We start from the raw sequence: 24,568 nt of genomic DNA on the forward strand, positions 1-24,568 counted from the left end.
TCAGACCTCCAGGTCCGAAAGGCTGGGGATGGCCGTCGGCGCAGCTTTGGCCGCTGCCGGGGTGGTGTCGAGGTGTTCGAGGAGGCCGTCGACGTACGAGACGTCGACCCGGACCTTCTGGACGCGGCCGTCCACGTCGCGCATCACGAACTCGCGGAAGCCGAGGCGGGCCGATGACGACGTGTCCGCCTGGGACAGGGACGCCAGCGTGGCCTCGTAGCCGTCGTGGACCGGGACGCGGAGCAGGCGTAGCGCCTCGGAGGCGATCTCCTGGTCCTCGGCGATGCGGCCGACGAAGACCGTCGACACGAGGTTCTGCACGTCGAGGCCGAGGATGTCGCGGGGGTTCTGGGAGGCGACCAGCGCGGCGAGGTTCCACTTTCGGGAGTCGCGGGCGAGGCGGACCAGGAACGAGCGGCCCGAGCGCCAGCCTTCCATGAAGTGCGCCTCGTCCAGGCCGACCATCTTGCGGGACGACATGGAGCCGCCGTAGCAGCGGCGGACCGCGAGGCGGTGGGCCGTGTGCAGCATCGGCAGCGCCAGGGATTCCTCCGCCGACCAGTACTCGCGTTCGATCTTCAGGTCGGGCAGGCGCAGGCCGGCCATCGTGATGACCGTCAGCGCGGAGTCCGCGCCGAGCAGGTGCTGCGGAGGACGGCCGAAGAAGAGCAACGCCAGCGGCATCTCCGCCGTGTCGAGCAGGAGGTTGGCCAGTTCCTTGCCCTCGTCGTTGTCCAGGCCTTGCAGGGTGGCGACCACGTCGTCGAGCGTCGAGGTCTCCTCGGCGGGCACCTGGCGTACGGCGTGGCGCAGCAGGGTGGCCGTCGACGCCTCCTTCGCCACCTGCGGCGGGACCAGCATGGAGCAGATGTCCTGGACCAGCATGCGGCGTTCGGCGCGGGCGTTGGAGACGGCGATCTCGTACTCGCGGTCGCCGCCCGGCCCGGTGGCGAACTCGGTGCGGACCGGGGTGGGGATCAGCGCGTACGGAGCCAGCGTCCCCTGCTCGGAGCCGGTCAGGTTCAGGACCCTGGAGTACGGCCGCAGCTCCGGCATCTGGCACAGCCGGGCGAGCGGGCCGGACGGGTCCAGCAGCGTCACCTGGACACCGCGGCGGGCGTTGAGGTAGCCGAGCGCGCCCATGAGGGTCGACTTGCCACCGCCGGGTTCCGCGACGAAGACGCCGAGGCCGGAGCGCTCCCGGACCTCCATGGGGAAGTGCAGGTCGAGGAAGACCGGCCGGCGGCACGTTCCCGCCGTACGCCCGATCAGGTCTCCCCGGCGGTCGCCGACGGTCGACGCGGCCTGCGGCAGCGCGGCCGCGAGCAGCTTGACCGGCATGCGTCGCACGTAGCCGGTGTTCGCGATCGGCTCGCCCGGGATGAACTCGCGGGCCAGCTGGTCCTGGTTCTTCGGATGCTGCAGGGAGATCCGCAGCTCGCGTGAGTACAGCTGGATGAGCCGGCGGGCACGCTCGAGGCATTCCTCACGGGTACGCCCGCCCACCGCGATCCGATGCCAGCCGTGCGCACGTGCGGACTCGACCGGCAGGCCCGTGGTCATCTCGTCGCCGATCACGAGCGCGCGCTTCGCGAGGCGTTCCAGCTCGGGCGGGGCGTCGATGCCGTGCTCGGCGTAGTCCAGCTGCTGGGAGCGGATCATCCGGAGCCGGTGCTCGAGGTTCTTGAACGAGCTGTTCGGCCCGAGGATGTCGATCCGCGAGGAGAGCTCCATCGGCCACGGCAGCCGCTCGTGGAAGTGCATCCACGGCTCGTGCTTCTCGGGGATCTCCAGCGGCTCCATGCGCCCGACGGACAGGACGGCGACGTGCCGCTCCTCGCCGGTCATGCGGTTGACCAGCTTGACCGTTGAACCGTACGGGGTCCGGTACCGCTCGACCTGCTCGGTCAGCGCGAGCAGGTCACCGCGTTCCCAGTGTCCGTTGGAGACCGGCGAGAGGGGCCCGGGCGGCGCCATGCAGAGCGCGACCGAGCGGAACAGCAGCCACTCCAGCTCCTGCGGGGTGACCCGCCGCCCGCGCATGCCGAACGCGTTGAGGACCTCGTCGAACTGCTCGACCGTGCGGCCGAGCTTGCGTCGTTCCCCGTCGCTGGTCCCCTTGCCGAACAGCCGCAGGATCCGCTCGGAGAAGGTGTCCCCGAGCGACCGCCGCGCGAACGTCACCCCCAGGTACGTCTGCCCCTCGGCGTGGTTGACCGACAGCAGGTGCCGCTGGGCGGCGACCAGGTGGTCCGACCACGAGGTCCCGCCGGTGACGTCGGGCAGCGGCTTCGCGGTGAACGAGTCGACCGTGCGGGCCCACTCGTCCGCGGGGAACGGCCGGTTGGTGCGGCGCAGGTGCAGCCGGAAGCCGGCGAGGCCCGCGTACTGCTCGGAGATCGCCGAGAGCAGCGCCTCCCGCTCGGCGTCGGGCCGGAACGCCCACCGGACCTCGGGCAGGTAGTACCAGGCCGTGACCGTGCTCTGGGTGAACGTCAGGTGCCCGGCGATCTCACTGATCTCCAGCTCGATGGCCGGATCCCGGTCGCTGAACTTGAGCTTGTGCGGACGAAGCACCGCGGGCTTGGCGTCCTTCTTGTCCCGCACGGCGGGCAGATTGTCCGGCTCATCCCGCTTCTTGCGGCGCTTCTTCACCGCCTTCTCGGCACGCTGCGCGGGGGCCTTCTCCGGCATCGGCGCCAGGTCGGCATGGTGGTCCGGCTCCGAGTCATTCACGTACGGCGTCAGCGGAGCGACCGGGTGAACGCCGGGCGCGGGGCCGGCCGCCTGCTGCCAGAGCGGCTGGGCGGGCACGGGCGCCGGGGTGATCAGGTCCGGCATGACGGGCTGGACCGGCGTGGCGACACCGGGGCGCGCCTGCTCGGGCCAGTCGGCGAAGTCGAGGTCGTCGTCGTCCTGGTGCCCCTCGTAGAAGTCGGCCTGAGGTCCGACGGGAGCTCGCATGAACGGCGAGACCGGCGCGTCAGGGAAGCCCGAGGCGGCGGCCGGGCCGAGCGGCATTGCTGGACCCAGCGGAACGGCCGGACTGGCAGGCGCGGTCGGGCCGAGCGGCATTGCCGGACCCAGCGGAACGGCCGGACCGGCGGGCGCGACGGGGGCAGGCGGCACGGCCGGGCCAGCCGCGGGAGCAGGCGGCACGGCCGGACCTGAGGAAACAGGCGGCACCGCCGGGCCGAGCGGCAGCACGGGGCCGCCGGGCGCGTCGAACCCCGAAGGCGGAGCCACGACAGGCGGCGCGGAAGTCGGCCTGACGAAGGCCGGCCCCCCGGACGTGGGCTGCGCCGGAGCGGGCGGCCCGGAGGTGGGCTGCGCCGGGGCCGGCGGCCCGGAAGTGGGCTGCGACAGAGCGGGCTGCCCGGACCTGGGCTGCGCCGGGGCCGGCGGCCCGGAAGCCGGGCGTGCGGAGGCAGGGCCGCCGAGGTCAGGCTGCCCGGAGATGGGCCGCTCGAAGGGAGCCTCCGCAGGCGGCGGCGCGGGTGACACCGGGGGGACCGGCCGGGTGCCGGTCGCCAGCGGCACCGTGGGCCGCGTGTCGGACGGCGGCATACCGGCCGGGTGACCGTTGGCCTCCGGACCCGGCGCGGGCGGCGACACCGGCCGCGCGGATGGCTGGGGCGGTGGTGCGGCGGCGGGTGACACCGGCCGGGCGCTCGGCACGGCAGGCCCGGTGCCGGGTGCCCCCGGCGCACCGGTCGCGGCCGGTGGTGGGGCGGGCGTTCCGGCGGCCCGACGGGCGTCCTCGCCCTCGAAGTCGAACCCGAAATCGAAGTCGGCGTCCGGGTCGTCCGGCGGCGCGGCGGCCGGCTGGTGCTGCGGTGCCGGGCTGCCGAACAGGTCGAGGAACGGCGAGTCGATGTCCATCGGGTCCACCGGCGGCGGCGTGCCGTTGGCGCGGGGGCGTACCGGCTGGGGGGACTGGAAGACGGCGACTGCCCCGTGGCCGGGGCCGGCTACCTGCTCGGGTGACTCCTCCGGAGAGTAATCGTTCGATCGCCCAGAGTTACCCTGCCTGCCCTGGGGGGACGACTCCGCTCGGGAATGGCCCGGCGGTGGGGTAGCGGTCATGCGAGGGCCCCGTTCGGGCATGCAGCGAGAGTGGCGAACCTGGTCATACCAACTCCTCCCGTACCCGGATGCGCGTGGCGACGAGTCTCGGGTCCCGTTGCTCGACGGCCGGCTCCCTCGTCCGCTTCCAGTCGGTGAGGGCGGTGCGGATGACCATTCTCGCGGGCCGGTCGGGGTCGACGTGCCGGAAGACATAGGAGGTCGTCACCATGGCGAGGGCGATCTCCCAAGCGGGGAAAGCGTCGAACTGCCAGGTGATGAGGTAGTGCAGGAAGACGAAGACCGGGACGAGGACGACGAACATCCCGTACTGCGCGTACGGCAGGTGCATCGGCAGGGTGTATCCGGGCGGGCCGAGGTAGACCAGGCGTGCCCGGTAGATGTCGTCATCGGTGCGCAGCCGCATGGGTCTTCGGGCCTCAGCTGAAGATGAGGTCGATGAGGTAGTCGCCGACGAAGAAGAGCGTCGCGGCGCCGGCGATGAACGCGAGGCCGACGATGGCGATCGCGCTGCTGGTCAGCACCTTGGAGATCTCACCGCGGCTGGCCCGGCCGATGAAGATGATGCCGAGCACGGCCAGCAGGATCGGTGCGATGTTGCTCGCGAAGAAGGTGACGACGCCTTCGGTGTTGATGCCCTTGGGCTCGGGGGCGGCAAGGGTGGCGCCGTGCTGGATCGCCGTCGCGACCTGCGCGGCGAGTTCGGTGGCGATCATCGGTAAACCTCCCGGGTGACCGGCGTGAGGGCGCCGGACACGCTGCAGTTGTGAAGCCTGACGGCAACGCCCATATGGTGCTACTTCCCGCTCACCGCGTCGAGTGCGCGGTCACGATCCTGAAGGGCTCTGCTGTCCTACCCACGCCCGTCTGCTCTCTTCGGTTCAATAATGATGCCTAGCTCCGAAGCGTACGGGCCGTACTTCTTACCTACAAGCTGCCTGATTCGTTACCCAAGGTAAAGGCGTGACTGAACTTGAGTCACGCCGGATCGTACACGTGTGCGAAGATCGTCCGCCGGTAGCGTCGTCGGGGTGAGTGAGCCGACCGGAAGCGCAACGACCGGGCAGATCGCGGGCGACCTGCTGCTTCAGCAAGATCACCCGGTCGTGATGGGCGTGCTGAATGTGACGCCTGACTCCTTCTCCGACGGCGGCCGGTACGCCGATCTGGACGCCGCCGTCGCCCACGGGGTGGCCCTGCGGTCCGCGGGTGCCGACATCGTCGACATCGGCGGCGAATCCACCCGTCCGGGCGCCGAGCGGGTCGATGCGGCCACCGAGACCGCCCGCGTGCTCCCGGTGATCGAGGAACTGGTGGCGGCCGGGGTGCCGCTGAGCATCGACACGACCCGCGCCGAGGTGGCCGCCGCCGCGCTGGCGGCCGGCGCCGCAGTGGTGAACGACGTCTCGGGCGGTCTCGCCGACCCGGGCATGGCCGCCGTCGTGGCCGACGCGGGCTGCCCCTGGGTCCTCATGCACTGGCGCGGGCACTCCCGCCGCATGATCGACCTCGCCGTCTACGACGACGTCGTGGCGGAGGTACGCGACGAGCTGCGGCAGCGCGTGGACGCCGCGGTGGCCGCCGGAGTGGACCCGGGCCGCCTCATCCTCGACCCGGGCCTCGGCTTCGCGAAGAAGGCGGAGCACAACTGGGCGCTCAGTGCCCACCTGGACGAGCTCACAGCGCTGGGCTATCCGGTCCTGTTCGCCTCGTCGCGGAAGACGTACCTGGGCCGGTTGCTGGCGGACGCGAACGGCGAGCCGCGACCGGTGGGCGGCCGGGAAGCCGCGACGATTGCCACCTCGGTGCTCGCCGTCGCCGCCGGCGCGTGGGGCGTCCGGGTGCACGACGTGCGAGCCACGGTGGACGCGCTGGCCGTCTGGCGCGCCACCGGGAGCCCACGCCTGCAGAGGAGAGAGTCATGACGGACCGCATTTCGCTGCGCGGGCTTCGCGTACGCGGGAACCACGGCGTATTCGATTTCGAGCGTCGAGACGGGCAGGACTTCGTCGTCGACGTGGACCTGGAACTGGACCTCGCCCCGGCCGCCGCCTCCGACCATGTCGACGACACCGTGCACTACGGCGAGCTGGCCGGACGCCTCGCCGAGGTGATCGCGGGCGAGCCGGTGAACCTGATCGAGACGCTCGCCGACCGCCTCGCCGCGGTGTGCCTGGACGACAACCGCGTGAGTGCCGCCACCGTGACGGTGCACAAACCGCAGGCGCCGATCCCGCACGAGTTCGCCGACGTCGCCGTCACCCTGCGGCGCACCCGATGAGCCGCGCGCTGCTCTCGATCGGCAGCAATCTCGGAGACCGGTTCGCCCACCTCAGGGCCGCGGTCCAGGGGCTCGGCGACAGCGTCCTCCTCGTCTCGGGCGTGTACGAGACCCCGCCCTGGGGTGACACCGAACAGCCGCCGTACCTGAACGCGGTCGTGCTGGCGCTGGAGCCGGCGGCGGACCCGCGCGCCTGGCTGGACCGGTGCCGTTCGCTGGAGCAGGCCGCCGGCCGGGTACGCGACCCCGAGCGCCGCTTCGGCCCGCGCACCCTGGACGTCGACGTGATCGTGGTCTGGGGCGACGACGATCAGCCGGTGCTCAGCGACGACCCGGAGCTGACCCTGCCGCACCCGCGGGCGCACGAGCGGGCGTTCGTGCTCAAGCCGTGGCTCGATCTGCAGCCGTACGCGCAGCTGCCCGGCCATGGTTGGGTGACCGACCTGCTCAACTCTCCCGGCCTCACCGCCGACGCCAACGCCATGACCCCGCGTCCGGATCTGCCACTAGAGTCAGAGGAGTGAGCAACAACCCCGGCGGCGCGGGCCCTGACCCGTCGCTGCGGCCGACCAGCTTCTCGGCGCTCGTCGTTGCCGCACTGGCAGCGGCGGCGGTCGGGTGGCTGCTGCTCAGCTCCTTCTACTCCGAGATGCCGCGGTTGCCGTGGCTGCCGATCATCGTGCTGGCGGCGCTGGCCGTGGCCGAGGCGTTCCTGGCCCAGAACACGGCCGCCCGGATTCAGCGCAAGCCCGGCGCCCCGCGGGTCGACCCGCTCGCCGTCGCGCGGTACGTGGTCCTCGCGAAGGCGTCCTCGCTGGCCGGTGCGCTGTTCGCCGGCTTCTCCGCAGGACTGCTCTCCTGGCTCGCCCTGGAACCGACCAAGGCCGCACGGGGCGACATACCGGCCGCGATCGGCGGGGTGGTGGCCGCCCTCGCGCTGACCGCCGCGGCGCTGTGGCTGGAGCGGGCGTGCCGGGTGCCGAAGGAGCCGGATCAGAAGGACGGGGACGACTCGGGCAGGCGCGCCGGACGGTCCTGATTTCCCCGGGTTTCTGCACTTGAACTGTAGGCCCCTCACTTCCGTATGCTGAGCCGCGCGAAGGAGGTGGACGACATGGCCTACGACGAGACCACGTACCGCCGGAACACCGGTGACGAGCAGGCGGAGAGCAATCCCGCCGCGTACCGGGCGGGACTGGCGGCCACCGACTTCCGCAACCGCCGGCGCGACCTCGACGCGGACGACTCCGGAGCCCGCGTCACCGAGCCGATCGCCGAGTCCCCCGCCCGCGACGACGGCCGGGACCGCCTCGGCGTCCACATCGGGTGGGAGATCGTGCTGCTGCTCGCCGTGGCGGCCGTCGCCTACCTGCTCTACCGGCTCGATCCGGCGGCGCTGCGCCGTCCCGCCCTCGACACCCTGCTGATCTCCGGCGCCACGATCGGCCTGCTCACCCTCGGGGCGGGCCTGACGCTGCGGGCCGGCGTACCCAATCTCGCGGTCGGTCCGATCGCCCTCGCCGCCGCGCTGCACTACGCGGAGAACGGTGACAAGGGCCTCGTCCAGTCGATGGTGCCGGCGCTGGCCATCGCGGCCGGTGGCGGCCTGGTGGTGGCACTGATCGTGCTGCTGCTGCACGTGCCGGGCTGGGTGGCCTCGCTGGGCGCCGCCATGGGCGTCATCGTGTACGACCAGCTGCGCACTGCGCCCGTGGCCGTGCAGGGCACCTACGATCCGGCCAACCAGGCGTTCTACCTGTTCGGCGGCTTCGCGCTCCTGGCTGTCATCGGCGGCGCGCTCGGCACGGTCGGCCCGATCCGTCGCATGGTCGGCCGGCTGCGTCCGGTCGGGGACCCGGCGATCCGGCGCGGCGGTGCCGTGGCGTTTCCGGTGATCGCCTCGCTGGTCCTGTCGTCGGTCTTCGCGGTCGGCGCCGGCACCCTCATGGCCGCGCAGTCCACCACGCCCATCGTGCCTGGCACCGGCCTGGAGTGGACGGGCATCGCGCTGGGCGCGGCTCTGCTTGCGGGCACGAGCGCGTACGGCCGCCGCGGCGGCATCTTCGGCACGCTGCTGGCGGTCGCGGGGGTCGCGCTGTTCCTCGACTACGCCGACCGTCGCAACTTCGACATCGCGCTGTTCGCCATCGCGGCCGCCCTCGTCGGCGCGGGCCTACTGGTCACGCGGCTGGTCGAGACGTACGGTCGCCCGCTGCCGGCGCCGGGTGTGGGCGACGACTGGGTGCCCACCGGGAACGGCGCGACGTGGTCGCCGGACCTGCCCGAGACCTGGTCCCCGTCGACCACCGCGGCGCAGGGCCGCCCGGGCGAGCAGTGGGATTCCGGGCCGTGGGGCAGCGGGCGCTGACCGCATCCCCGGCCGGCGCAACCCCGCTGGGTAACCGCCCTATGCTGGCTGCATGACCGACGCGACCTTCGCCGAGCTGGACGCCCTGCCGACCGAGGAGCTGCGCGAGCGCGCCTTCGCGAAGGCGAAGGAGCGCCGCGACCTGGGCTTCTTCTGGTCGGTGTTCAAGCACCTGCCGGATTCGGACGACGCCGCCACGCTCGACGGCGCCCCCAACACCGTCGGCCCGACCGTCGACGAGGCCGTCGCGCTGTGGCGTGAACTGACCGGACACGGGTACGGGGAGCAGGAGCCGCTGCTGCGGGCCGCCTTCATCGACTACCTGCAGAAGCACTGACGCCCGGTCTGAGGGCATTTATGCTCGTCGTTTGAAACTGAGCGCTCGCTGGGAATTAGCGGGCCATGGCTCTCACCAACCGCTACAAATCCGCGCCGGGTGCGGGCACTCTCGCCGCGCTCATACTCGTCCTGGTCTTCGGCAGCCCCTGGTACGCCGACTGGGTCACGGACAACACGAACCCGGAGACCGCCGGTGGCTGGTGGCTGCGCCTGCTGGCGTGGCCGCACTGGCAGTTCGACTCCGACGACTCCCTGCGTTCGATCATCATCGGCGACCTCAAGGCGATCCTGGTCGTCGTGCTGACGCTGCTCTTCCTCTACCTGCTGCCCGGCTCCCAGCTGGCCCGGGCCCGCGGCACTGTCAGCCAGTTCTTCGCGGGCTGGGCGGCGTACATCTTCGCCGGTGGCTTCGCCGCGCTGCTCACCACGCTGTTCCTGGCCAACCCGTCGCTGCTGGGCGCCTTCCGCGCGGCCGGTGACGGGGCCGAGTACGGCCTGTTCGTCGGCTGGATCATCGGTCTGGCCACCCTCGGCGGCCGCCGAGGTACCCGTTAGTCCACCTCCCGCCGGGACGGGTGCATGCCCCCGCCATCCGAACCCGGCACCCACAGGCGCGGAGGTGTCCCGAGCCCCCGTCAGGCACCTCGCGTCGCGCCGAACCGCAGCCCGGACCATCCCCCGGTCCGGGCTGCGGTGTGTCTCACGCCGGCGCGGCGGCCCGTTCATCGGGTACGCCGAACAGCGCCGAGCGGGCGATCGTGCCCACCGGAGCCCCGTCCTCGACCACGACCACGTTCAGCGCGTCGCTCGTGAGCATCACGCCGAGTGCGTCGTACAGCGTGCCGCCGACGTCGACGGTCGGGAGCCGTTCGATCTCCTCGATCTGGCCGACGGGGCGCATGGTGTCGCGCACCCTGGTGACCGCGAGCCGCCGGATGCCCCGATCCTCGCCGACGAACTGGCTGACCGCGTCGGAGGCCGGGTTGCTGAGCAGGTCGGCCGGGGTGGCGTACTGCTGCAGCCGGCCGCCCTCGCCGAGAACCGCGATCCGGTCGCCGAGGCGTACGGCTTCGTCGATGTCATGGGTGACCAGCACGATGGTCTTGCGGACCGCGGCCTGCAGCCGGAGGAACTCCTCCTGCAGGCGGGACCGGACGATCGGGTCCACCGCCGAGAACGGCTCGTCCATGAGCAGCACCAGCGGATCCGCGGCGAGCGCCCGGGCCACCCCGACCCGTTGGCGCTGACCGCCGGAGAGCTCGTGCGGATAGCGGCTGCCGTACCGCGCGGGGTCGAGGCCGACGAGCTCCAGCAACTCCTCCGCGCGGGCGCGCGTTTTCTTCTTGTTCCACCCGAGCAGCCGCGGGACCGTGCCGACGTTCGTACGGATCGTCTGGTGCGGGAACAGGCCGACGTTCTGGATCACGTACCCGATGTGCCGGCGCAGCTCGACCGGGTCCTGCCGGGACACGTCCTCGCCGTCGATGAGGATGCGGCCCTTCGACGGCTCGATCAGCCGGTTCAGCATGCGCAGGATCGTCGACTTGCCACAGCCGGACGGGCCGATGAGGACGACGAGCTCGCCGGCGCCGACGTCCAGACTGATGTCACCGACGGCCACGGTGCCGTCGGGATAGACCTTGCCCACGTTCTCGAGCGTGATAGACGCCGCGCTCCGGCCAGCGCCGGAGTCGTTGATCGCGGTAGCGTCCACGTATGTCCTTCCTGTCGAGGGCCCCGGCGCCTGCGTGGCCCCTGGCCGCCCCCGCTGATGACGGGCCGGGAAATCCGTGGTTCTCCTGGCGCTATGTCCACGACAACGCCGGCGAGATCCTCTCCGCCCTGCAGTTCCACGCGGGTCTCACCGCGCGCGCGGTGATCATCGCGCTCGTCGTCGCCGTGCCGCTCGCGGTCGTCGCCTACTGGTGGCGCCCGCTGACCGGCCCGATTCTTGCACTCTCCGGCGTCCTGTACACGATTCCGTCGCTGGCGCTTCTCGCGCTCGTCGCGCCGGCGGTGGGCACGACGAGCGACACGTCGGTCCTGATCGCGCTCGTCCTGTACGCCCTGCTCGTCCTGGTACGCAACGCGCTCGCCGGCCTCACCCAGGTCCCCAGCGAGGTGCGCGACGCGGCCGCGGGCATGGGGTACGGGCGCCTCGGCCGCCTGTTGCGCATCGAGCTGCCGCTCGCGCTGCCCGGCATCCTCACCGGCCTGCGGCTGGCCACGGTGTCGACGGTGGCGCTGGTGACCGTCGGCTCGCTGATCGGCAAGGGCGGCCTCGGCGAGATGATCCTCGGCGGGTTCCGCAACAACTTCTACAAGGCCGAGATCATGACCGGCACGATCCTGTGCGTGGGCCTCGCGCTCGTGCTGGACCTCGTGCTCGCCGGCCTCGGCCGGCTGGTGACCCCCTGGGCCCGGGAGCGGCGATCGTGAACTACTTCCGCGAGGGTTTCGTCTGGCTGAACGACCCCCTGAACTGGACGAACCCCGGTGGCCTGCTGGACCGGCTGGGCGAGCACCTGCTGATCAGCCTGTGGGCGGTCCTGCTGGGCTGCGCGATCGGCTGGCCGCTGGGCATCTGGCTGGGGCACCGCGGCCGGGGCGGCGGCGCGATCGTCACCATCGCCAACCTGACGCTGGCGATCCCCACGCTCGCCCTGCTCACCATCCTGCCGCTCACGCCGCTCGGCTTCGGCAAGCCGCCGGTCGTGGTGGCGCTCGCGGTGTTCGCGGTGCCGCCGCTGCTGGCGAACGCGTACACCGGGCTGCGGCAGATCGACCCGGAGACCCGCGACGCCGCGAAAGGCATGGGCCTCTCCGGAGGGCAGTTGCTGCGGCAGGTCGAGCTCCCGCTCTCGGTGCCCTATCTCGCTGCCGGATTGCGTACGGCGGCAGTGCAGGTGGTGGCGACGGCCGCGCTGGCGGCGTTCGTCAACGGCGGCGGCCTGGGCGAGATCATCTCGGCGGGCTTCGGCGTCGGCATGAGCAACGGCGGTGGCGGCCAGATCGTCGCGGGCGGCATCGTGGTGGCCCTGCTGGCGCTGCTCGTCGAGGCGCTGCTGGCGGCGGTGCAACGGCTCGTGACGCCGCCCGCACTGCGGGGTGCGCGTCGCCGGCCCACGACAGCAGCCGCGCCGGCGGGCTGACCCGTATTCCGCGTTTCGCCGGGATTCGCCCATCGGCTGGGTAACGAATCCGCATCGCCGATCCGGGCTGCGGCATTAGTTGTCGTACCCCCAGGTTAGGAACGACGGTGCCGCTCCTTATCCGGGCGCGGTGCGACAACCGAAGAGTGCGGGCATCGGATCTTCGACTGCCCGTCGGACACGCGGCACGGCCTGCAAGCCGTACCGGGACACAGAAGGCGGCAGTATGCGTCGAAACCTGCTCCTGACGGCCGGCACCCTCATGACCGCCGCCGTCATCCTCGCCGGCTGCGGCGAGTCCGGCTCCTCCGGCACCGAGGCCCCGGCCAGCTCCGCCTCGGGCGCCGGCTGCGCGCCCGTCGCCGGTGACAAGCTCGTCGTGCTCACCGACGACAAGAACCTGCAGAACACCGACAACATCGTCCCGGCCATCAACAAGACGGCCTCGACCCCGCAGATCGTCGCGGCGCTCGACAAGGTCTCCGCCGCGCTCGACACGGCCAAGCTCATCGAGCTCAACAAGGCCGTCGACATCGACCGCAAGTCGTCCAAGGCGGCGGCCCAGGAGTTCGCGAGCGCCAACAACCTCACCGCGGGCATCCAGAAGGGCTCCGGTGGCAAGCTGACCGTCGGCGCCGCCAACTTCAGCGAGAACGCCACGCTGGGCGAGCTCTACAACATCGTCCTCACCGCCGCGGGCTACACCGTGAAGGTGCAGCAGATCGGCAACCGCGAGCTGTACGAACCCGCCCTCGAGAAGGGCGAGATCGACGTGGTCCCCGAGTACGCGGCCACCCTCGCCACGTTCCTGTCGGGCAAGGTCGACGGCAAGGGCGCCAAGGACCCGTCCTCGTCCGACCTGAACACGACGATGGCCAACCTCAAGGCCCTCGGCGAGAAGGCCGGCCTCGTGTTCGGCACCCCGTCCAGCGCCCAGGACCAGAACGCCTTCGCCGCCACCCAGGCGTTCGCCGACAAGTACGGCGTGAAGACGCTCTCCGACCTGGCCGCGAAGTGCTCCGGGGCGGCCACGGTGCTCGGCGGCCCGCCGGAGTGCCCGCAGCGCCCGAAGTGCCAGCAGGGGCTCGTGGACACGTACTCGTTCCAGGCCGGCAAGTTCACCTCGCTGGACGCGGGCGGCCCGCTGACCAAGACGGGCCTGAAGCAGGGCACGATCAGCGTCGGCCTGGTCTTCAGCTCGGACGGCGCGCTGGCGGCCGGCTGACCCTGCCGGCCCCCGAGCCGCGAGGGGTCGGCGGGTCAGCCGACTCCCGTGTGGCGGGACCGTGCCCCGGTCGTTCACCCGGCCGGGGCCGGCCCTCCGCGTTAGACAAGTTTTTCTCCGATGCATCGATGCGGCCGTCACCTGCCGTTACGCTCCGTCCGGCCGCCCCTGCCCGTTCCCTGCCCGTTTCGTAACCGCTGCGACTCTCGGTAGCATCTGCGGCCATGTCTGACCGGGACCCCGAGCAGCAGAGCGCCCGCCTCCTGCGGGCGCTGATCTGGGGCGGCCTCGGCCTCGCCCCGATCGCTGCGATCATCGTGCTCGCGGGCAGCAGCGGCGGCGCCGTACGGTTCGCGGTGCTGCTGATGGCCGTCTGTGTGGTCCTGCTGGGCGCCGCGATGCTGATCCGCAACGATCCGGTGCTGCAGCGGATGGACGTCGAGGACCGTGTCGCCACGGAGGTCGACGTGCTGCGCGGGGATCTGCGCGGCGAGATCGCCTCGGCCGCCCGGGCCACCGGGCACCGGGTCCAGGCGCTCGAGGACGAGATGGCGCAGCTGCGGGTGGCCGGCGCGCCGGGCCGCTCCGGGGCCGGCCAGTTCGTGCCTTCCCAGACCGGCTGGCCGGAAGCGCAGCCTCAGACCGGTTGGGCGGAAGCGCAACCCCAGCCCGGCTGGGCGGAAGCGCAACCCCAGACAGGCTGGTCCGACGTTCAGCCGCAGGCCGGCAGCGCGGCAGTGCTGGGGAGCGCGGCCGTGGCCGGTAGTGCGGCGGTGGCTCCGGTGTCCGGCACCGTTTCGGCACCCCGGGGAGCGGCCTCCGCATCCGCGCCGCGCACAAGCGGGTCGGCCTCCGCGCCACGCTCGGCGGCGGCGGCGTCCGCGCCGCGCTCGGGCGCCGTGGCGTCCGCGCCGCGCGCGAGTGCCTCGGCTTCCGCACCGCGTCCGGGCGCGGCGACTCCCGCCCCGCGCGCGTCGGCCTCGGTCTCCCCACCCCGGGCGCCGGCGCCGGGGCCCGCTCCGCGGCCGGCGGCGTCCGCTCCGCGGCCCGCGGCGTCGGGTGCTCGGCCCGCGGTGGCGGGGCCTGCTCCGCGGCCCGCGGCGTCCGTCTCCGGCCCTCGGGCAACTGCATCTGTCTCCGCCCCGCGCGCGACCGCGTCCGTTTCAAGCCCCCGCGCGACGCCCCCCATCTCCTCCTCAGGCTTCCCCCGGCAACGCGGCGCTGCGTTCCCCGGATCGGAGACCCCGGACCACGGCTGGGACCAGAGCCAGGACATCCCGATCCCGGAACCGCGCCCGTCCCGCCGCCACGCCGCGCCGGACACCGGCACGGACATCGCCCGCTTCGGCGCCTACGACGCCCCGGACGCCGTTGACGGCGGCGGCTTCGACACCCCGGACGCCGGTCACGTCGGCGGCTATGACGCTGCGGACGCCGGTCACGCAGGGGGCTACGACGCTGCGGACGCCGATCACGGGTACGGCCTCACCACCGGCGGCATCGCGCGGCCGTCCGGCGCGGGCGGGACGTACGGCTCGGCGTCCAGCGCTTATGGCGGCGGGGACGACTACCAGCAGAACGTCTACGGGCAGAGCACCTACAGCCCCGGCACCTACGGGACCAGCGACTACGACCAGGGCGCGGACGACTACGGGTACGACGCCACCGGTTTCGCCTCGGCCGGGAGTTATGACTACGGCGGTGAGAGCGGGTTCGGCTACGACCGTGACGGGGTGGACGAGGCGCCCGGCACGTACCGGTCGGGGACCACGTACGGTGCCGGCCGCGAAAGCCGCGAAAGCCGCGACGGCCGGTACGACGGTGCGGACGCGTACGGGCCGGATCCGCTGGCCGTGCCGAACCGCGACCGGGCCGAGCACCACCGCTGGTAGCGCGCGCGGCGGCTACTTGTCGATGTCGCCGACCACGAAGAACATCGAGCCCAGGATGGCGATGAGGTCCGGCACGAGGCAGCCCGGCAGCAGCGTCGCCAGCGCCTGGACGTTCGCGTACGAGGCCGTGCGCATCTTCATCCGCCACGGGGTCTTCTCGCCGCGCGACACCAGGTAGTAGCCGTTGATGCCGAGCGGGTTCTCGGTCCACGCGTACGTGTGGCCCTCCGGCGCCTTGACCACCTTGGGCAGCCGCACGTTGACCGGCCCGCCGATGGTGTCGACCTTGTCGAGGCACTGCTCGGCCAGGTCGAGCGACACGTACACCTGCTCCAGGAGCACCTCGAAGCGCGAGTGGCAGTCCCCGGCCGTCCGGGTCACCACGGGCACGTCGAGCTGGTCGTACGCCAGGTAGGGCTCGTCGCGGCGCAGGTCCATGTCGAGGCCGCTGGCGCGGGCGACCGGGCCGGACGCGCCGTACGCGGCGGCCTGTTCGGCGGTGAGCACGCCGACGCCGACCGTGCGGGCCATGAAGATCTCGTTGCGACGGATGAGGTTGTCGATGTCCGGCATCCGCTTGCGGACCTGGGCGATCGCCTCCCGGGCGCGCCCGGTCCAGCCGGCCGGGACCTCCTCCTTGAGGCCGCCGACCCGGTTGAACATGTAGTGGATGCGGCCGCCGGAGACCTCCTCCATGACCGCCTGGAGGGTCTCGCGCTCGCGGAACGCGTAGAACATCGGCGTGATCGCGCCGATCTCCAGCGGGTACGAGCCGAGGAACATCAGGTGGTTGAGCACCCGGTTCAGCTCGGCGAGCACCATGCGCAGCCAGGTGGCGCGCTCGGGCACCTCCATGCCCATGAGGCGTTCGACGGCGAGCACCACGCCCAGCTCGTTGGAGAAGGCGGAGAGCCAGTCGTGCCGGTTGGAGAGCACGATGATCTGCCGGTAGTCGCGCACCTCGAACAGCTTCTCGGCGCCGCGGTGCATGTAGCCGACGATCGGCTCGCACTCGACGACCCGTTCGCCGTCGAGCTTCAGCTTGAGCCGCAGCACGCCGTGCGTGGAGGGGTGCTGCGGACCGATGTTGAGCACCATGTCGGCGGTGTCGAGCCCGGCGCCGGTCCCGACCGTCATCTCCCGCAAGTCACTCACGGACTAGATGCTCCCACGAAGGTCGATCCCCACCTCGTGCAGCAGCCACCAGTGCGCGCCGAGCCCGCCGGGATCGGTCAGTTCGGCGGCCGCCCCCGCCATGCTCAGCGCGCGCAGATAGCCCGCCGGGTCGCTGCGGGCCAGATCCAGGGCGGGTCGCGCGCCGTCGACACCGAGCGCTTTCAGCGCCTCCCGCTGGGTGATCATTCGGTACGGCTGACCGACACTGACCGCGACCGCGTCGACTGCCACGTGCGCCGTGACATCGCAGCTCCCGTCGGGCACGGGCAGCACCTGCCGACCGCCCCGGAACCCGGTGAGCGTCCCGAGCGGCGGCCGGGCGTCGCGCAGGTGCCCGTAGTCCACGGTCAGCGCGCATCCCCGGCGTACCGATGACACCGCGTCCGCCCACGCCACATCCCGCGGCCACCCGATCTCGGCCCGGTCGCCGGGCGCGGCGCCGGGCCACCACCGTGCGAGCCAGAGCCGGTCCGCCGCGTCGATGTCGCCGCCCAGAGTCTCGCTGCCGTCGGCCGGGTCGACCAGCACCCGCCGGATCCGCCCGGCCGGATCGACCTCGGCGACGTCGAGGGGCACGTTGTCCAGCCATTCCGTCGCCAGCAGCACCCCCACGACCTCGCCGGGAACGTTCCGCTGCCAGCCGACGTCCGCGGGCAGGCCGGGCGGGCGGGGCGCGACCTCGACCCCGGTGAACTGCAGCCGGCCGGCAAGGTCCGTCCCGGCGGACCTGGCCCGTAGCGTGGCGAGCAGCTCACCGCGCCCGGCGCCCACGTCGACAACCTGCAGGACGCGGGGCCGGCCGAGCGCGGCGTCGACCGCCTCGATCAGGCGCAGCAGCGCGCCGGCGAAGAGCGGCGAGGCGTGCACACTCGTCCGGAAGTGGTCCGCCGGACCGTCGTTCGCGCTGGTGAAGAAGCCTTCCGGCCCGTACAGCGCGCGTTGCATGGCGACCCGCCAACCGACCCTCGTCACACCGGCCAATCTAGGCGGTGCCGTTGTTCACACGCTCTTGTCACGAGCGTGTTACATCGGCGCATACTGGCCTCGACCGGTACCCCTTCACGAGGACTGGATCCACACATGAGCGCAGGCACGCGCGCGAAATCCCTGGTCGTCGGCGTGGTCGGCGCGGGCAGGGTCGGAGCCGTCCTCGGCGCCGTCCTCGACGCGGCCGGGCATCACGTCGTCGCCACCGCGGCCGTCTCGGCCGCTTCCCGCGAACGGGCCAGGCGGCTGCTGCCGCGGGCTGAGATCCTCCCCGCCGACGAGGTGGCCCGGGCCGCCTCCGATCTGCTGCTCCTGGCCGTCCCCGACGACGCGCTCGGCGGCGTCGTGGCCGGCCTCTCCGCGACCGGCGCGCTTTCCGCGGGTACGGTCGTCGCGCACACCTCCGGAGCCCACGGCCTGGCGGTTCTCGGCGAGGTCGACGGGCTCGCCCTGCACCCCGCGATGACTTTCACCGGGGCGGACGCCGATCTCGACCGGCTCCCCGGCATCGCCTGGGGCGTGACCGCGCGGGACCGGGCCTTCGCCGCCCGCCTGGTCGCCGACCTCGGCGGCATCCCCGAGTGGGTCGCCGAAGACGCGCGGCCGCTCTACCACGCGGCCCTCGCGCACGGCGCCAACCACCTGGTCACGCTGGTCAACGAGGCCGCCGACCTGCTGCGCGCCGCGGGCGTACGGGATCCGGCCGCCGTCCTGTCGCCCCTGCTCAACGCCGCCCTGAGCAACGCGCTGAGCCTCGGCGACGCCGCCCTCACCGGTCCGGTGTCACGGGGCGACGCGGGCACCGTACGCAAGCATCTCGACCGCCTGACGCCGGCGTCCGCGCCGGCCTATCTGGCCCTGGCGCGGCGCACCGCCGACCGGGCGATCGCCGCGGGGCGCCTGCGCCCGCAGGACGCGGCTCTGCTGTTGGACGTCCTTGCCGATGCGACCGTGGGGAGCCCGTCATGACGAAGTTGATCCACACCAGGGCCGAGCTGGCCGCGGCCCGCGCGGCCGCACCGGGCCGCGTCGCGGTCGTGATGACCATGGGAGCCCTGCACGAGGGGCACCGGCAGCTCATGCGCGAGGCGCGCGAGCGGGCCGACTTCGTGATCGTCACGGTGTTCGTGAACCCGCTGCAGTTCGGCCCGAACGAGGACTTCGACAAGTACCCCCGCACGCTCGCGGCCGACGTCGAGGCGTGCACGGCCGAGGGCGTCGACCTGGTGTTCGCGCCGGACCGCGACGAGATGTATCCGGGCGGCACGCCGTCGGTCACGCTCGCCGCGGGGCCGATGGGGGAGATCCTCGAGGGAGCCAGCCGGCCCGGCCACTTCTCCGGCATGCTCACGGTCGTCGCCAAGCTGCTCCAGCTCACCCGCGCCGACGTCGCGTTCTTCGGCGAGAAGGACTACCAGCAGCTGGCCCTGATCAAGCGCATGGTGGCCGACCTGGAGATGGGAGTGGAGATCGTCGGCGTACCGACGGTCCGCGAGGCCGACGGGCTGGCGCTGTCCAGCCGCAACCGCTACCTCTCCGCCGAGCAGCGACAGGCGGCGCTCGCCCTGTCGCATGCCCTGCGCGAGGGCGCGCTGCAGACCGACGGCGAGCGGGTGCTGGAGGCGGCCACGAAGATCCTGCGGGACGAGCCCGGCGTCCAGGTCGACTACCTCGCGCTCACCGACCCGCTGCTCGGCCCCGCGCCCGCCACCGGCCCGGCCCGCCTGCTCGTGGCCGCCAAGGTCGGCACCACCCGGCTCATCGACAACGTTCCGCTGCTCCTGGGAGAGGCCGCCTGATGCTCCGTACCATGCTCAAGTCGAAGATCCACCGGGCCACGGTGACCCAGGCGGACCTGCACTACGTGGGCTCCGTGACGGTGGACCTGGACCTGATGGAGGCGGCGGACCTGCTCCCCGGCGAGCAGGTCGCGATCGTGGACGTCACCAACGGCGCCCGGCTCGAGACGTACGTGATCCCGGGCGAGCGCGGCAGCGGCGTCATCGGCATCAACGGCGCGGCGGCCCACCTCGTGCACCCGGGTGACCTGGTCATCCTGATCTCGTACGGGCAGATGGAGTCGGCCGAGGCGCGCTCCTATCAGCCCCGGATCGTGCACGTGGACGCGCGGAACTCGATCATCGAGCTGGGCGCGGACCCGGCGGCGGCCGTCGCGGGCATGGCCGACGACCTGGTACGGGGGGACCTGACGCTCTCCGCCGGCTGACGGGTCCTCGCGCTCCCGCCCTCGCCGCCGACTCCGAAGCGGCCGGTCAGACCCGACTATTGCCATATGATCGGCAAATCGGACGGCTGGCGGCGCTTCGGAGGCTCGGGACCATGGGTGAGTTCGCCGTGCGGAGACGCCGGTGGGGGCTCGCCGCCGCGCTGAGCCTCGTGCTGCTGGCCGCCGGGTGCGGCAATCCGGGCGGGGTCGACGGAAACCTCACGAACGGGTGGGCGGCGATCGGCGTACCCACCGGGTTCACCCCTGCCGCCGGGACGTGCCACCTCGCGAACTTCTCCACGTTCGGGCCCCGGGCCTCGTACGAGGAGGTCGACTGCGACGTCAAGCACCGTACGGAGACCGTCTTCGTCGGCACGTACCCGAGCCCTGCTTCCGCGGCGCCCACCCCGCCCGCCGACGACTCGGCCGGTGCGCGGGCCGCGTACGCCGTCTGCGACCAGAAGACCAGCGCGTACGTGGGCGGTCCGTGGCGGGTGGCCCGGCTGTGGATCGGGGTGACCCAGCCGACCCGGGCAGCCTGGGCCGGCGGCGCCCGCTGGTTCCGGTGCGAGGTGGTGGAGAGCAGTTCGGTCGAGGACGACGGCGGCCTGGTCCAGCGGCTCGGCAGCCTCCGCAACGCCCTGAAGGAGCGCGGCTCGTCGCTGCTGCTGACCTGCTACGCCGTGCAGCTGGACGCGCAAGGCAAGATCGACACGATGCCCGCCGCGCCCTGCGCGTCACGGCACAACGCCGAGTTCGCGGGGGTGTGGAACGCCGGCAAGCGGGCGTACCCGAAGACCGACGAGCAGTGGAACGACTTCCACGACGGCTGTCGCCGGCTCATCGCCGCGTACGTGGGCGTACCCGACGACGCGGACCTGCAGTACCGGGCGGGAGTGATCTCGCTGCCGGCCGGCGACGACGTCTGGGCGCTGGGTGAGCGGGGCGTGCGCTGCTACCTGTGGGTGGACACCACGACGCTCACCTCCTCGCTGCGGGGCAAGGGCAAGAAGGCGCTCCCTGTCCAGTACCAGTAACGTCTGGCACTTCTTGCCTCCCCGGCCGTGATTTCGTCGCACCCGCGAGGTTGACTGAGCCCATGTCGCATCTCGCCGATCTGCCGGCGCTTCCCCGCCGCCTGGCCGCCCCCGAGCCGGGCTGGACCGAGACGACCGACGTGCTGGTGGTCGGTTCCGGCGTGGCGGGCCTGACCGCCGCGCTGCACCTGCGGGAGCAGGGCCTGCACGTCACCGTCGTCACCAAGGTCAACATCGACGACGGGTCGACTCGCTGGGCCCAGGGCGGCATCGCGGCCGTGCTCGACCCGCTGGACAGCCCCGAGGCGCACGCCTTCGACACCGAGATCGCCGGCGTCGGGCTCTGCGACCCGGCCGCCGTGCGCGTGCTCGTCGAGGAGGGCCCGGCGCGGATCCGGGAGCTCATGCGCATCGGCGCCGAGTTCGACCGCAACGCGGACGGGTCGCTCATGCTGACCCGCGAGGGCGGGCACCGCGCCGACCGGATCGTGCACGCGGGCGGCGACGCGACCGGCGCGGAGGTGCAGCGAGCCCTGCACGATGCGGTCCACCGGGACCCCTGGATCCGCCTCGTGGAGCACGCGCTCGTGCTCGACCTGCTGCGGACGTCCGACGGCCGGGCCTGCGGCCTGACCCTGCACGTCCTGGGCGAGGGCAGCGAGGATGGCGTCGGCGCGATCCTGGCCCGCGCGGTCGTGCTGGCCACGGGTGGGATGGGCCAGGTCTTCGCGTCCACCACCAACCCGGCCGTCTCCACCGGCGACGGCGTCGCGCTCGCGCTGCGCGCCGGCGCCACCGTCACCGACGTGGAGTTCGTCCAGTTCCACCCCACCTCGTTCGTCACCGCGAGCGTCACCTCGGTGCAGCGGCCGCTGATCTCCGAGGCGCTGCGCGGCGAGGGGGCACACCTGGTCGACGAGTCCGGCAAGCGGTTCATGGTCGGCCAGCACGAGCTCGCCGAGCTGGCCCCGCGCGACGTGGTCGCCAAGGGCATCCACCGGGTCCTGCGGGCCACCGGCGCCGACCACGTCTACCTCGACGCGCGGCACCTCGGCCGGGAGTTCCTCGAGAAGCGGTTCCCGACGATCGTCGCCTCGACGCGCGGCGCGGGCGTCGACCCGGCCACCGACCTGATCCCGGTCGCGCCCGCCGCCCACTACGCCTCCGGCGGCGTCCGCACCGACCTGCGCGGCCGCACCTCGATCCGAGGCCTGTACGCATGCGGCGAGGTCGCCTGCACGGGCGTGCACGGCGCCAACCGGCTGGCCAGCAACTCGCTGCTGGAAGGCCTGGTCTTCGCCCGCCGCATCGCCGACGACATCGCCCGCGAGTTGCCCCCGCAGGCCGACCCGGCACCGGCCACGGGCGAGGCCGGCTGGGTGACGGTCCCGGAGATCCGCGGCGAGCTGCAGCGCTCGATGACCCGCGGCGCCGGCGTGCTCCGCTCGGCCGACTCGCTCACGGCCACGGCCAAGGAGCTGTCCCGCCTCGGCCAGCAGCACGGCCGGCCGCACAACGCGGCCTGGGAATCCACCAACCTGCTCACGGTGGCGACGGCGCTGGTGGCGTCGGCGTACGAGCGCCGCGAGACCCGGGGCTGCCACTGGCGCGAGGACTACCCCAACGCCGCGGACGAGTGGCGCGGGCACCTGCTCGACTCGATCGACGCCAAGGGCACGCTGACCCAGACCTTCGAGGAGATGGCATGACCAACCGGCTGATGAGGGGATCGCGATGATCGAAGGCCTGGATCTGGCGGAGGTCGAGCGGGTCGTCTACACGGCGCTGGCCGAGGACCTCGGCGATCCGCCCCGTGACGTGACGAGCGAGGCGACGATCCCGGCCGCGCAGGCCGACACCGCCGAGCTGGTCGCCCGGGCGCCCGGCGTGGTGGCAGGGCTGCCCGTCGCCGCCCAGGTCTTCGCGGTCACCTCCGGCGGGACGGCGTCGTTCGACCAGCTGGTCGAGGAGGGTGCGCGGGTGGTCCGCGGGGACGTGCTCGCCGTGGTCGGCGGCCCCACCCGGTCGCTGCTGACGGCCGAGCGTACGGCCCTGAACCTGCTGTGCCGCATGTCCGGCGTGGCGACCCACACCCGCAAGTGGGCCGACGAGCTCGCCGGCACCAAGGCGACCGTGCTCGACACCCGCAAGACCACGCCCGGCCTGCGCGCCCTCGAGAAGTACGCGGTCCGGGTCGGCGGCGGCACGAACAAGCGCATGGGCCTGTACGACGTCGCGATGATCAAGGACAACCACAAACTGGCCGCGGGCAGCATCGCGGCCGCGTACCGGCTGGTCCGCGAGCGGTTCCCGGACGTGCCCGTGCAGGTCGAGGTGACCACCCTGGCCGAGGCCCAGGAGGCGGTCGAGGCGGGCGCCGACTTCCTGCTGTGCGACAACATGCCGCCGGAGCTGCTGCGCTCGGTGGTGGAGAAGGTGGGCGACCGCGCGGAACTCGAGGCCACGGGCAACCTGACCCTCGACACAGCGGCCGCGTACGCCGCGACGGGCGTGGACTACCTGTCGGTCGGCGGCCTGACCCACTCGTCACCGATCCTCGACATCGCCATGGACCTGCGGGTGAGCTGACCTCTCCCCCCGGACGGGCGCACTTTCACCGGTGGCGGGGCCCCAGGTTCTCGCCTCTGTGCCGGTCGGCGACGGTGTTGCGGTTGCTGACGCCAACGGCCGTACCCTCGGCGGTTAAGGTTTTGATCGTGCTTCTGTGCATCGACATCGGCAATACGAACACCGTTCTGGCGACCTTCGACGGCGACAAGATCGTGCACAGCTGGCGGATCAAGACCGATGCCCGGTCGACCGCCGACGAGCTGGGCCTGATGTTCCGTGGCCTGCTCGCGGGCGACGCCGTCGAGATCACCGGGGTGGCCGCGTGCTCCACAGTGCCGGCTGCGCTGCGCTCGCTGCGGACGATGCTGGCGCGCTACTACGGTGACCTGCCCAACGTCATCGTGGAACCGGGCGTGAAGACCGGGGTGCAGCTGGCGATCGACAATCCGAAGGAGGTCGGCGCCGACCGGGTGGTCAACACCCTGGCCGCGCACGCCCTGTACGGCGGCCCGTCGATCGTCGTGGACTTCGGGACGACCACCAACTTCGACGTGATCAGCGCCCGGGGGGAATTCCTCGGCGGGGCGTTCGCGCCCGGAATCGAGATCTCGTTCGACGCACTCGCCGCGCGGGCCGCGCAGTTGCGCAAGGTGGAACCGGCCAAGCCGCGCTCGGTCATCGGGAAGAACACGGTCGAATGCCTGCAGTCCGGTCTCTATTTCGGCGTCGCCGGTCAGGTCGACCGCATCGTCGAGCTGATGGCCGCCGAGCTGGGTTCACCCATCCGGTCGGTCATCGCGACCGGCGGCCTCGCCTGGCTGGTCAAGGATGAATGCCGCACCATCACCGCGCACGAGCCGATGATCACGCTGATCGGGCTGCGCATGGTGTATGAGCGGAATGTGGCTTGATGCCCGACTAGCGCAGTACGGCTCGCGCATCGTTGTTCCGCAATTGGGAATGCCGGCCGGCGGTGGCGCACCCGTCGTTTGTGACGCACAGCGACGCGCTCGATATAGATCTCTATCGGCGTATCTCCGCCCGGTGCTATTTCGACGGGCCGGCCGAAGCGCGGGCGGCGCCGGTGTTTTGCGCCGGCGCCCGGACCGATTTCCTGCCCTCGCCGCAACCACCGGATCACTCCTGGTCACCTGCTTCGATGGGGGTCGAGAGGACCGGCGAGCGGAAGTGACAATCCGTCACCGGCTTTGTTCGGGGCCGCCGTGG

Annotated in this window: 24 protein-coding genes; 18 read left to right on the forward strand and 6 right to left on the reverse strand. The window is 72.3% G+C overall.

Annotated features, from left to right (window positions below):
* The 3 genes from IT780_RS05045 to IT780_RS05055 form a co-directional block, all read right to left on the reverse strand.
* Positions 1 to 3,246 carry an ATP-binding protein gene (locus IT780_RS05045; RefSeq protein WP_443678582.1) on the reverse strand — a complete coding sequence of 1,082 codons (3,246 nt, stop codon included), beginning with the start codon at positions 3,244 to 3,246 and terminating at the stop codon, positions 1 to 3.
* 883 nt (positions 3,247 to 4,129) lie between these two features.
* On the reverse strand, positions 4,130 to 4,492 hold the full coding sequence (locus IT780_RS05050) for a hypothetical protein (protein ID WP_199510219.1): 363 nt from the start codon (positions 4,490 to 4,492) through the stop codon (positions 4,130 to 4,132).
* A gap of 13 nt (positions 4,493 to 4,505) precedes the next feature.
* Entirely contained in the window at positions 4,506 to 4,802 is a 297-nt protein-coding gene (locus IT780_RS05055; RefSeq protein WP_199510220.1) for a hypothetical protein, read from the reverse strand.
* 393 nt (positions 4,803 to 5,195) lie between these two features.
* Here IT780_RS05055 and folP point away from each other — a divergent pair, with 393 nt between their 5' ends.
* The 7 genes from folP to IT780_RS05090 all read left to right on the forward strand — a co-directional run bounded on the left by folP (position 5,196) and on the right by IT780_RS05090 (position 9,629).
* Entirely contained in the window at positions 5,196 to 6,011 is an 816-nt protein-coding gene (gene folP / locus IT780_RS05060; RefSeq protein ID WP_199510778.1) for a dihydropteroate synthase, read from the forward strand.
* Entirely contained in the window at positions 6,008 to 6,367 is a 360-nt protein-coding gene (gene folB, locus IT780_RS05065; protein ID WP_199510221.1) for a dihydroneopterin aldolase, read from the forward strand. The genes folP and folB overlap by 4 nt, the downstream gene beginning before the upstream one ends.
* On the forward strand, positions 6,364 to 6,891 hold the full coding sequence (gene folK, locus IT780_RS05070; RefSeq protein WP_199510222.1) for a 2-amino-4-hydroxy-6-hydroxymethyldihydropteridine diphosphokinase: 528 nt from the start codon (positions 6,364 to 6,366) through the stop codon (positions 6,889 to 6,891). The genes folB and folK overlap by 4 nt, the downstream gene beginning before the upstream one ends.
* On the forward strand, positions 6,888 to 7,406 hold the full coding sequence (locus IT780_RS05075) for a DUF3180 domain-containing protein (protein WP_199510223.1): 519 nt from the start codon (positions 6,888 to 6,890) through the stop codon (positions 7,404 to 7,406). The genes folK and IT780_RS05075 overlap by 4 nt, the downstream gene beginning before the upstream one ends.
* A gap of 75 nt (positions 7,407 to 7,481) precedes the next feature.
* A complete protein-coding gene (locus IT780_RS05080) occupies positions 7,482 to 8,735 on the forward strand; it encodes an ABC transporter permease (RefSeq protein ID WP_199510224.1) in 1,254 nt (417 codons plus the stop codon).
* A gap of 52 nt (positions 8,736 to 8,787) precedes the next feature.
* Positions 8,788 to 9,072 (forward strand): hypothetical protein, encoded by a 285-nt coding sequence (locus IT780_RS05085; RefSeq protein WP_199510225.1) that lies wholly within the window; start codon positions 8,788 to 8,790, stop codon positions 9,070 to 9,072.
* A gap of 65 nt (positions 9,073 to 9,137) precedes the next feature.
* Positions 9,138 to 9,629: a hypothetical protein gene (locus tag IT780_RS05090; RefSeq protein ID WP_199510226.1), complete on the forward strand. Its 492-nt coding sequence runs from the start codon at positions 9,138 to 9,140 to the stop codon at positions 9,627 to 9,629.
* Between the two features lie 145 nt (positions 9,630 to 9,774).
* On the opposite strand, the gene IT780_RS05095 is transcribed toward IT780_RS05090, so the two are convergent.
* A complete protein-coding gene (locus IT780_RS05095) occupies positions 9,775 to 10,788 on the reverse strand; it encodes an ABC transporter ATP-binding protein (protein WP_199510227.1) in 1,014 nt (337 codons plus the stop codon).
* Between the two features lie 2 nt (positions 10,789 to 10,790).
* Here IT780_RS05095 and IT780_RS05100 point away from each other — a divergent pair, with 2 nt between their 5' ends.
* The 4 genes from IT780_RS05100 (at position 10,791) to IT780_RS05115 (ending at position 15,343) form a co-directional block, all read left to right on the forward strand.
* Positions 10,791 to 11,513 (forward strand): ABC transporter permease, encoded by a 723-nt coding sequence (locus IT780_RS05100; RefSeq protein WP_199510228.1) that lies wholly within the window; start codon positions 10,791 to 10,793, stop codon positions 11,511 to 11,513.
* Positions 11,510 to 12,226, forward strand: coding sequence for an ABC transporter permease (locus tag IT780_RS05105; RefSeq protein ID WP_199510229.1), 717 nt, complete (start codon positions 11,510 to 11,512; stop codon positions 12,224 to 12,226). Before IT780_RS05100 ends, IT780_RS05105 begins: the two co-directional genes overlap by 4 nt.
* A 226-nt stretch (positions 12,227 to 12,452) precedes the next feature.
* On the forward strand, positions 12,453 to 13,451 hold the full coding sequence (locus tag IT780_RS05110) for a glycine betaine ABC transporter substrate-binding protein (RefSeq protein ID WP_199510230.1): 999 nt from the start codon (positions 12,453 to 12,455) through the stop codon (positions 13,449 to 13,451).
* Between the two features lie 224 nt (positions 13,452 to 13,675).
* The gene (locus IT780_RS05115) at positions 13,676 to 15,343 is read left to right on the forward strand and encodes a hypothetical protein (RefSeq protein WP_199510231.1); all 1,668 of its coding nucleotides are present in this window, start codon (positions 13,676 to 13,678) and stop codon (positions 15,341 to 15,343) included.
* A gap of 12 nt (positions 15,344 to 15,355) precedes the next feature.
* On the opposite strand, the gene IT780_RS05120 is transcribed toward IT780_RS05115, so the two are convergent.
* On the reverse strand, positions 15,356 to 16,480 hold the full coding sequence (locus IT780_RS05120; protein WP_199510779.1) for an NADH-quinone oxidoreductase subunit D: 1,125 nt from the start codon (positions 16,478 to 16,480) through the stop codon (positions 15,356 to 15,358).
* A 21-nt stretch (positions 16,481 to 16,501) separates the two neighbouring features.
* A complete protein-coding gene (locus tag IT780_RS05125; RefSeq protein WP_199510780.1) occupies positions 16,502 to 17,464 on the reverse strand; it encodes an SAM-dependent methyltransferase in 963 nt (320 codons plus the stop codon).
* A 135-nt stretch (positions 17,465 to 17,599) separates the two neighbouring features.
* On the opposite strand from IT780_RS05125, the gene IT780_RS05130 reads away from it, so the two are divergent.
* The 7 genes from IT780_RS05130 (at position 17,600) to IT780_RS05160 (ending at position 24,252) form a co-directional block, all read left to right on the forward strand.
* The gene (locus IT780_RS05130; protein ID WP_199510232.1) at positions 17,600 to 18,475 is read left to right on the forward strand and encodes a Rossmann-like and DUF2520 domain-containing protein; all 876 of its coding nucleotides are present in this window, start codon (positions 17,600 to 17,602) and stop codon (positions 18,473 to 18,475) included.
* A complete protein-coding gene (gene panC, locus IT780_RS05135) occupies positions 18,472 to 19,305 on the forward strand; it encodes a pantoate--beta-alanine ligase (RefSeq protein WP_199510233.1) in 834 nt (277 codons plus the stop codon). Before IT780_RS05130 ends, panC begins: the two co-directional genes overlap by 4 nt.
* Complete coding sequence (panD, locus tag IT780_RS05140; protein ID WP_199510234.1) at positions 19,305 to 19,733, forward strand: aspartate 1-decarboxylase; 429 nt, start codon at positions 19,305 to 19,307, stop codon at positions 19,731 to 19,733. Before panC ends, panD begins: the two co-directional genes overlap by 1 nt.
* 113 nt (positions 19,734 to 19,846) lie before the next feature.
* Positions 19,847 to 20,770 carry a septum formation family protein gene (locus tag IT780_RS05145; RefSeq protein ID WP_199510235.1) on the forward strand — a complete coding sequence of 308 codons (924 nt, stop codon included), beginning with the start codon at positions 19,847 to 19,849 and terminating at the stop codon, positions 20,768 to 20,770.
* A gap of 62 nt (positions 20,771 to 20,832) precedes the next feature.
* Complete coding sequence (locus IT780_RS05150; RefSeq protein ID WP_199510236.1) at positions 20,833 to 22,479, forward strand: L-aspartate oxidase; 1,647 nt, start codon at positions 20,833 to 20,835, stop codon at positions 22,477 to 22,479.
* A 25-nt stretch (positions 22,480 to 22,504) separates the two neighbouring features.
* On the forward strand, positions 22,505 to 23,359 hold the full coding sequence (nadC, locus tag IT780_RS05155) for a carboxylating nicotinate-nucleotide diphosphorylase (protein WP_199510237.1): 855 nt from the start codon (positions 22,505 to 22,507) through the stop codon (positions 23,357 to 23,359).
* 128 nt (positions 23,360 to 23,487) lie between these two features.
* Positions 23,488 to 24,252, forward strand: coding sequence for a type III pantothenate kinase (locus IT780_RS05160; RefSeq protein WP_199510238.1), 765 nt, complete (start codon positions 23,488 to 23,490; stop codon positions 24,250 to 24,252).
* Positions 24,253 to 24,568: the final 316 nt, after the last annotated feature.

Origin of the sequence: Nucisporomicrobium flavum (assembly GCF_016464385.1) — a bacterium.
GTDB classification, from domain to species: domain Bacteria; phylum Actinomycetota; class Actinomycetes; order Mycobacteriales; family Micromonosporaceae; genus Actinoplanes; species Actinoplanes flavus_A.

Bases quoted from the DNA above. Each gene is read 5' to 3' on its own strand.
- IT780_RS05050 (WP_199510219.1), bottom strand. From the start codon at position 4,492: ATGCGGCTGCGCACCGATGACGACATCTACCGGGCACGCCTGGTCTAC.
- IT780_RS05055 (WP_199510220.1), bottom strand. From the start codon at position 4,802: ATGATCGCCACCGAACTCGCCGCGCAGGTCGCGACGGCGATCCAGCAC.
- folP (WP_199510778.1), top strand. From the start codon at position 5,196: ATGGGCGTGCTGAATGTGACGCCTGACTCCTTCTCCGACGGCGGCCGG.
- folB (WP_199510221.1), top strand. From the start codon at position 6,008: ATGACGGACCGCATTTCGCTGCGCGGGCTTCGCGTACGCGGGAACCAC.
- folK (WP_199510222.1), top strand. From the start codon at position 6,364: ATGAGCCGCGCGCTGCTCTCGATCGGCAGCAATCTCGGAGACCGGTTC.
- IT780_RS05080 (WP_199510224.1), top strand. From the start codon at position 7,482: ATGGCCTACGACGAGACCACGTACCGCCGGAACACCGGTGACGAGCAG.
- IT780_RS05085 (WP_199510225.1), top strand. From the start codon at position 8,788: ATGACCGACGCGACCTTCGCCGAGCTGGACGCCCTGCCGACCGAGGAG.
- IT780_RS05090 (WP_199510226.1), top strand. From the start codon at position 9,138: ATGGCTCTCACCAACCGCTACAAATCCGCGCCGGGTGCGGGCACTCTC.
- IT780_RS05100 (WP_199510228.1), top strand. From the start codon at position 10,791: ATGTCCTTCCTGTCGAGGGCCCCGGCGCCTGCGTGGCCCCTGGCCGCC.
- IT780_RS05110 (WP_199510230.1), top strand. From the start codon at position 12,453: ATGCGTCGAAACCTGCTCCTGACGGCCGGCACCCTCATGACCGCCGCC.
- IT780_RS05115 (WP_199510231.1), top strand. From the start codon at position 13,676: ATGTCTGACCGGGACCCCGAGCAGCAGAGCGCCCGCCTCCTGCGGGCG.
- IT780_RS05120 (WP_199510779.1), bottom strand. From the start codon at position 16,480: ATGACGGTCGGGACCGGCGCCGGGCTCGACACCGCCGACATGGTGCTC.
- IT780_RS05125 (WP_199510780.1), bottom strand. From the start codon at position 17,464: ATGCAACGCGCGCTGTACGGGCCGGAAGGCTTCTTCACCAGCGCGAAC.
- IT780_RS05130 (WP_199510232.1), top strand. From the start codon at position 17,600: ATGAGCGCAGGCACGCGCGCGAAATCCCTGGTCGTCGGCGTGGTCGGC.
- panC (WP_199510233.1), top strand. From the start codon at position 18,472: ATGACGAAGTTGATCCACACCAGGGCCGAGCTGGCCGCGGCCCGCGCG.
- panD (WP_199510234.1), top strand. From the start codon at position 19,305: ATGCTCCGTACCATGCTCAAGTCGAAGATCCACCGGGCCACGGTGACC.
- IT780_RS05145 (WP_199510235.1), top strand. From the start codon at position 19,847: ATGGGTGAGTTCGCCGTGCGGAGACGCCGGTGGGGGCTCGCCGCCGCG.
- IT780_RS05150 (WP_199510236.1), top strand. From the start codon at position 20,833: ATGTCGCATCTCGCCGATCTGCCGGCGCTTCCCCGCCGCCTGGCCGCC.
- nadC (WP_199510237.1), top strand. From the start codon at position 22,505: ATGATCGAAGGCCTGGATCTGGCGGAGGTCGAGCGGGTCGTCTACACG.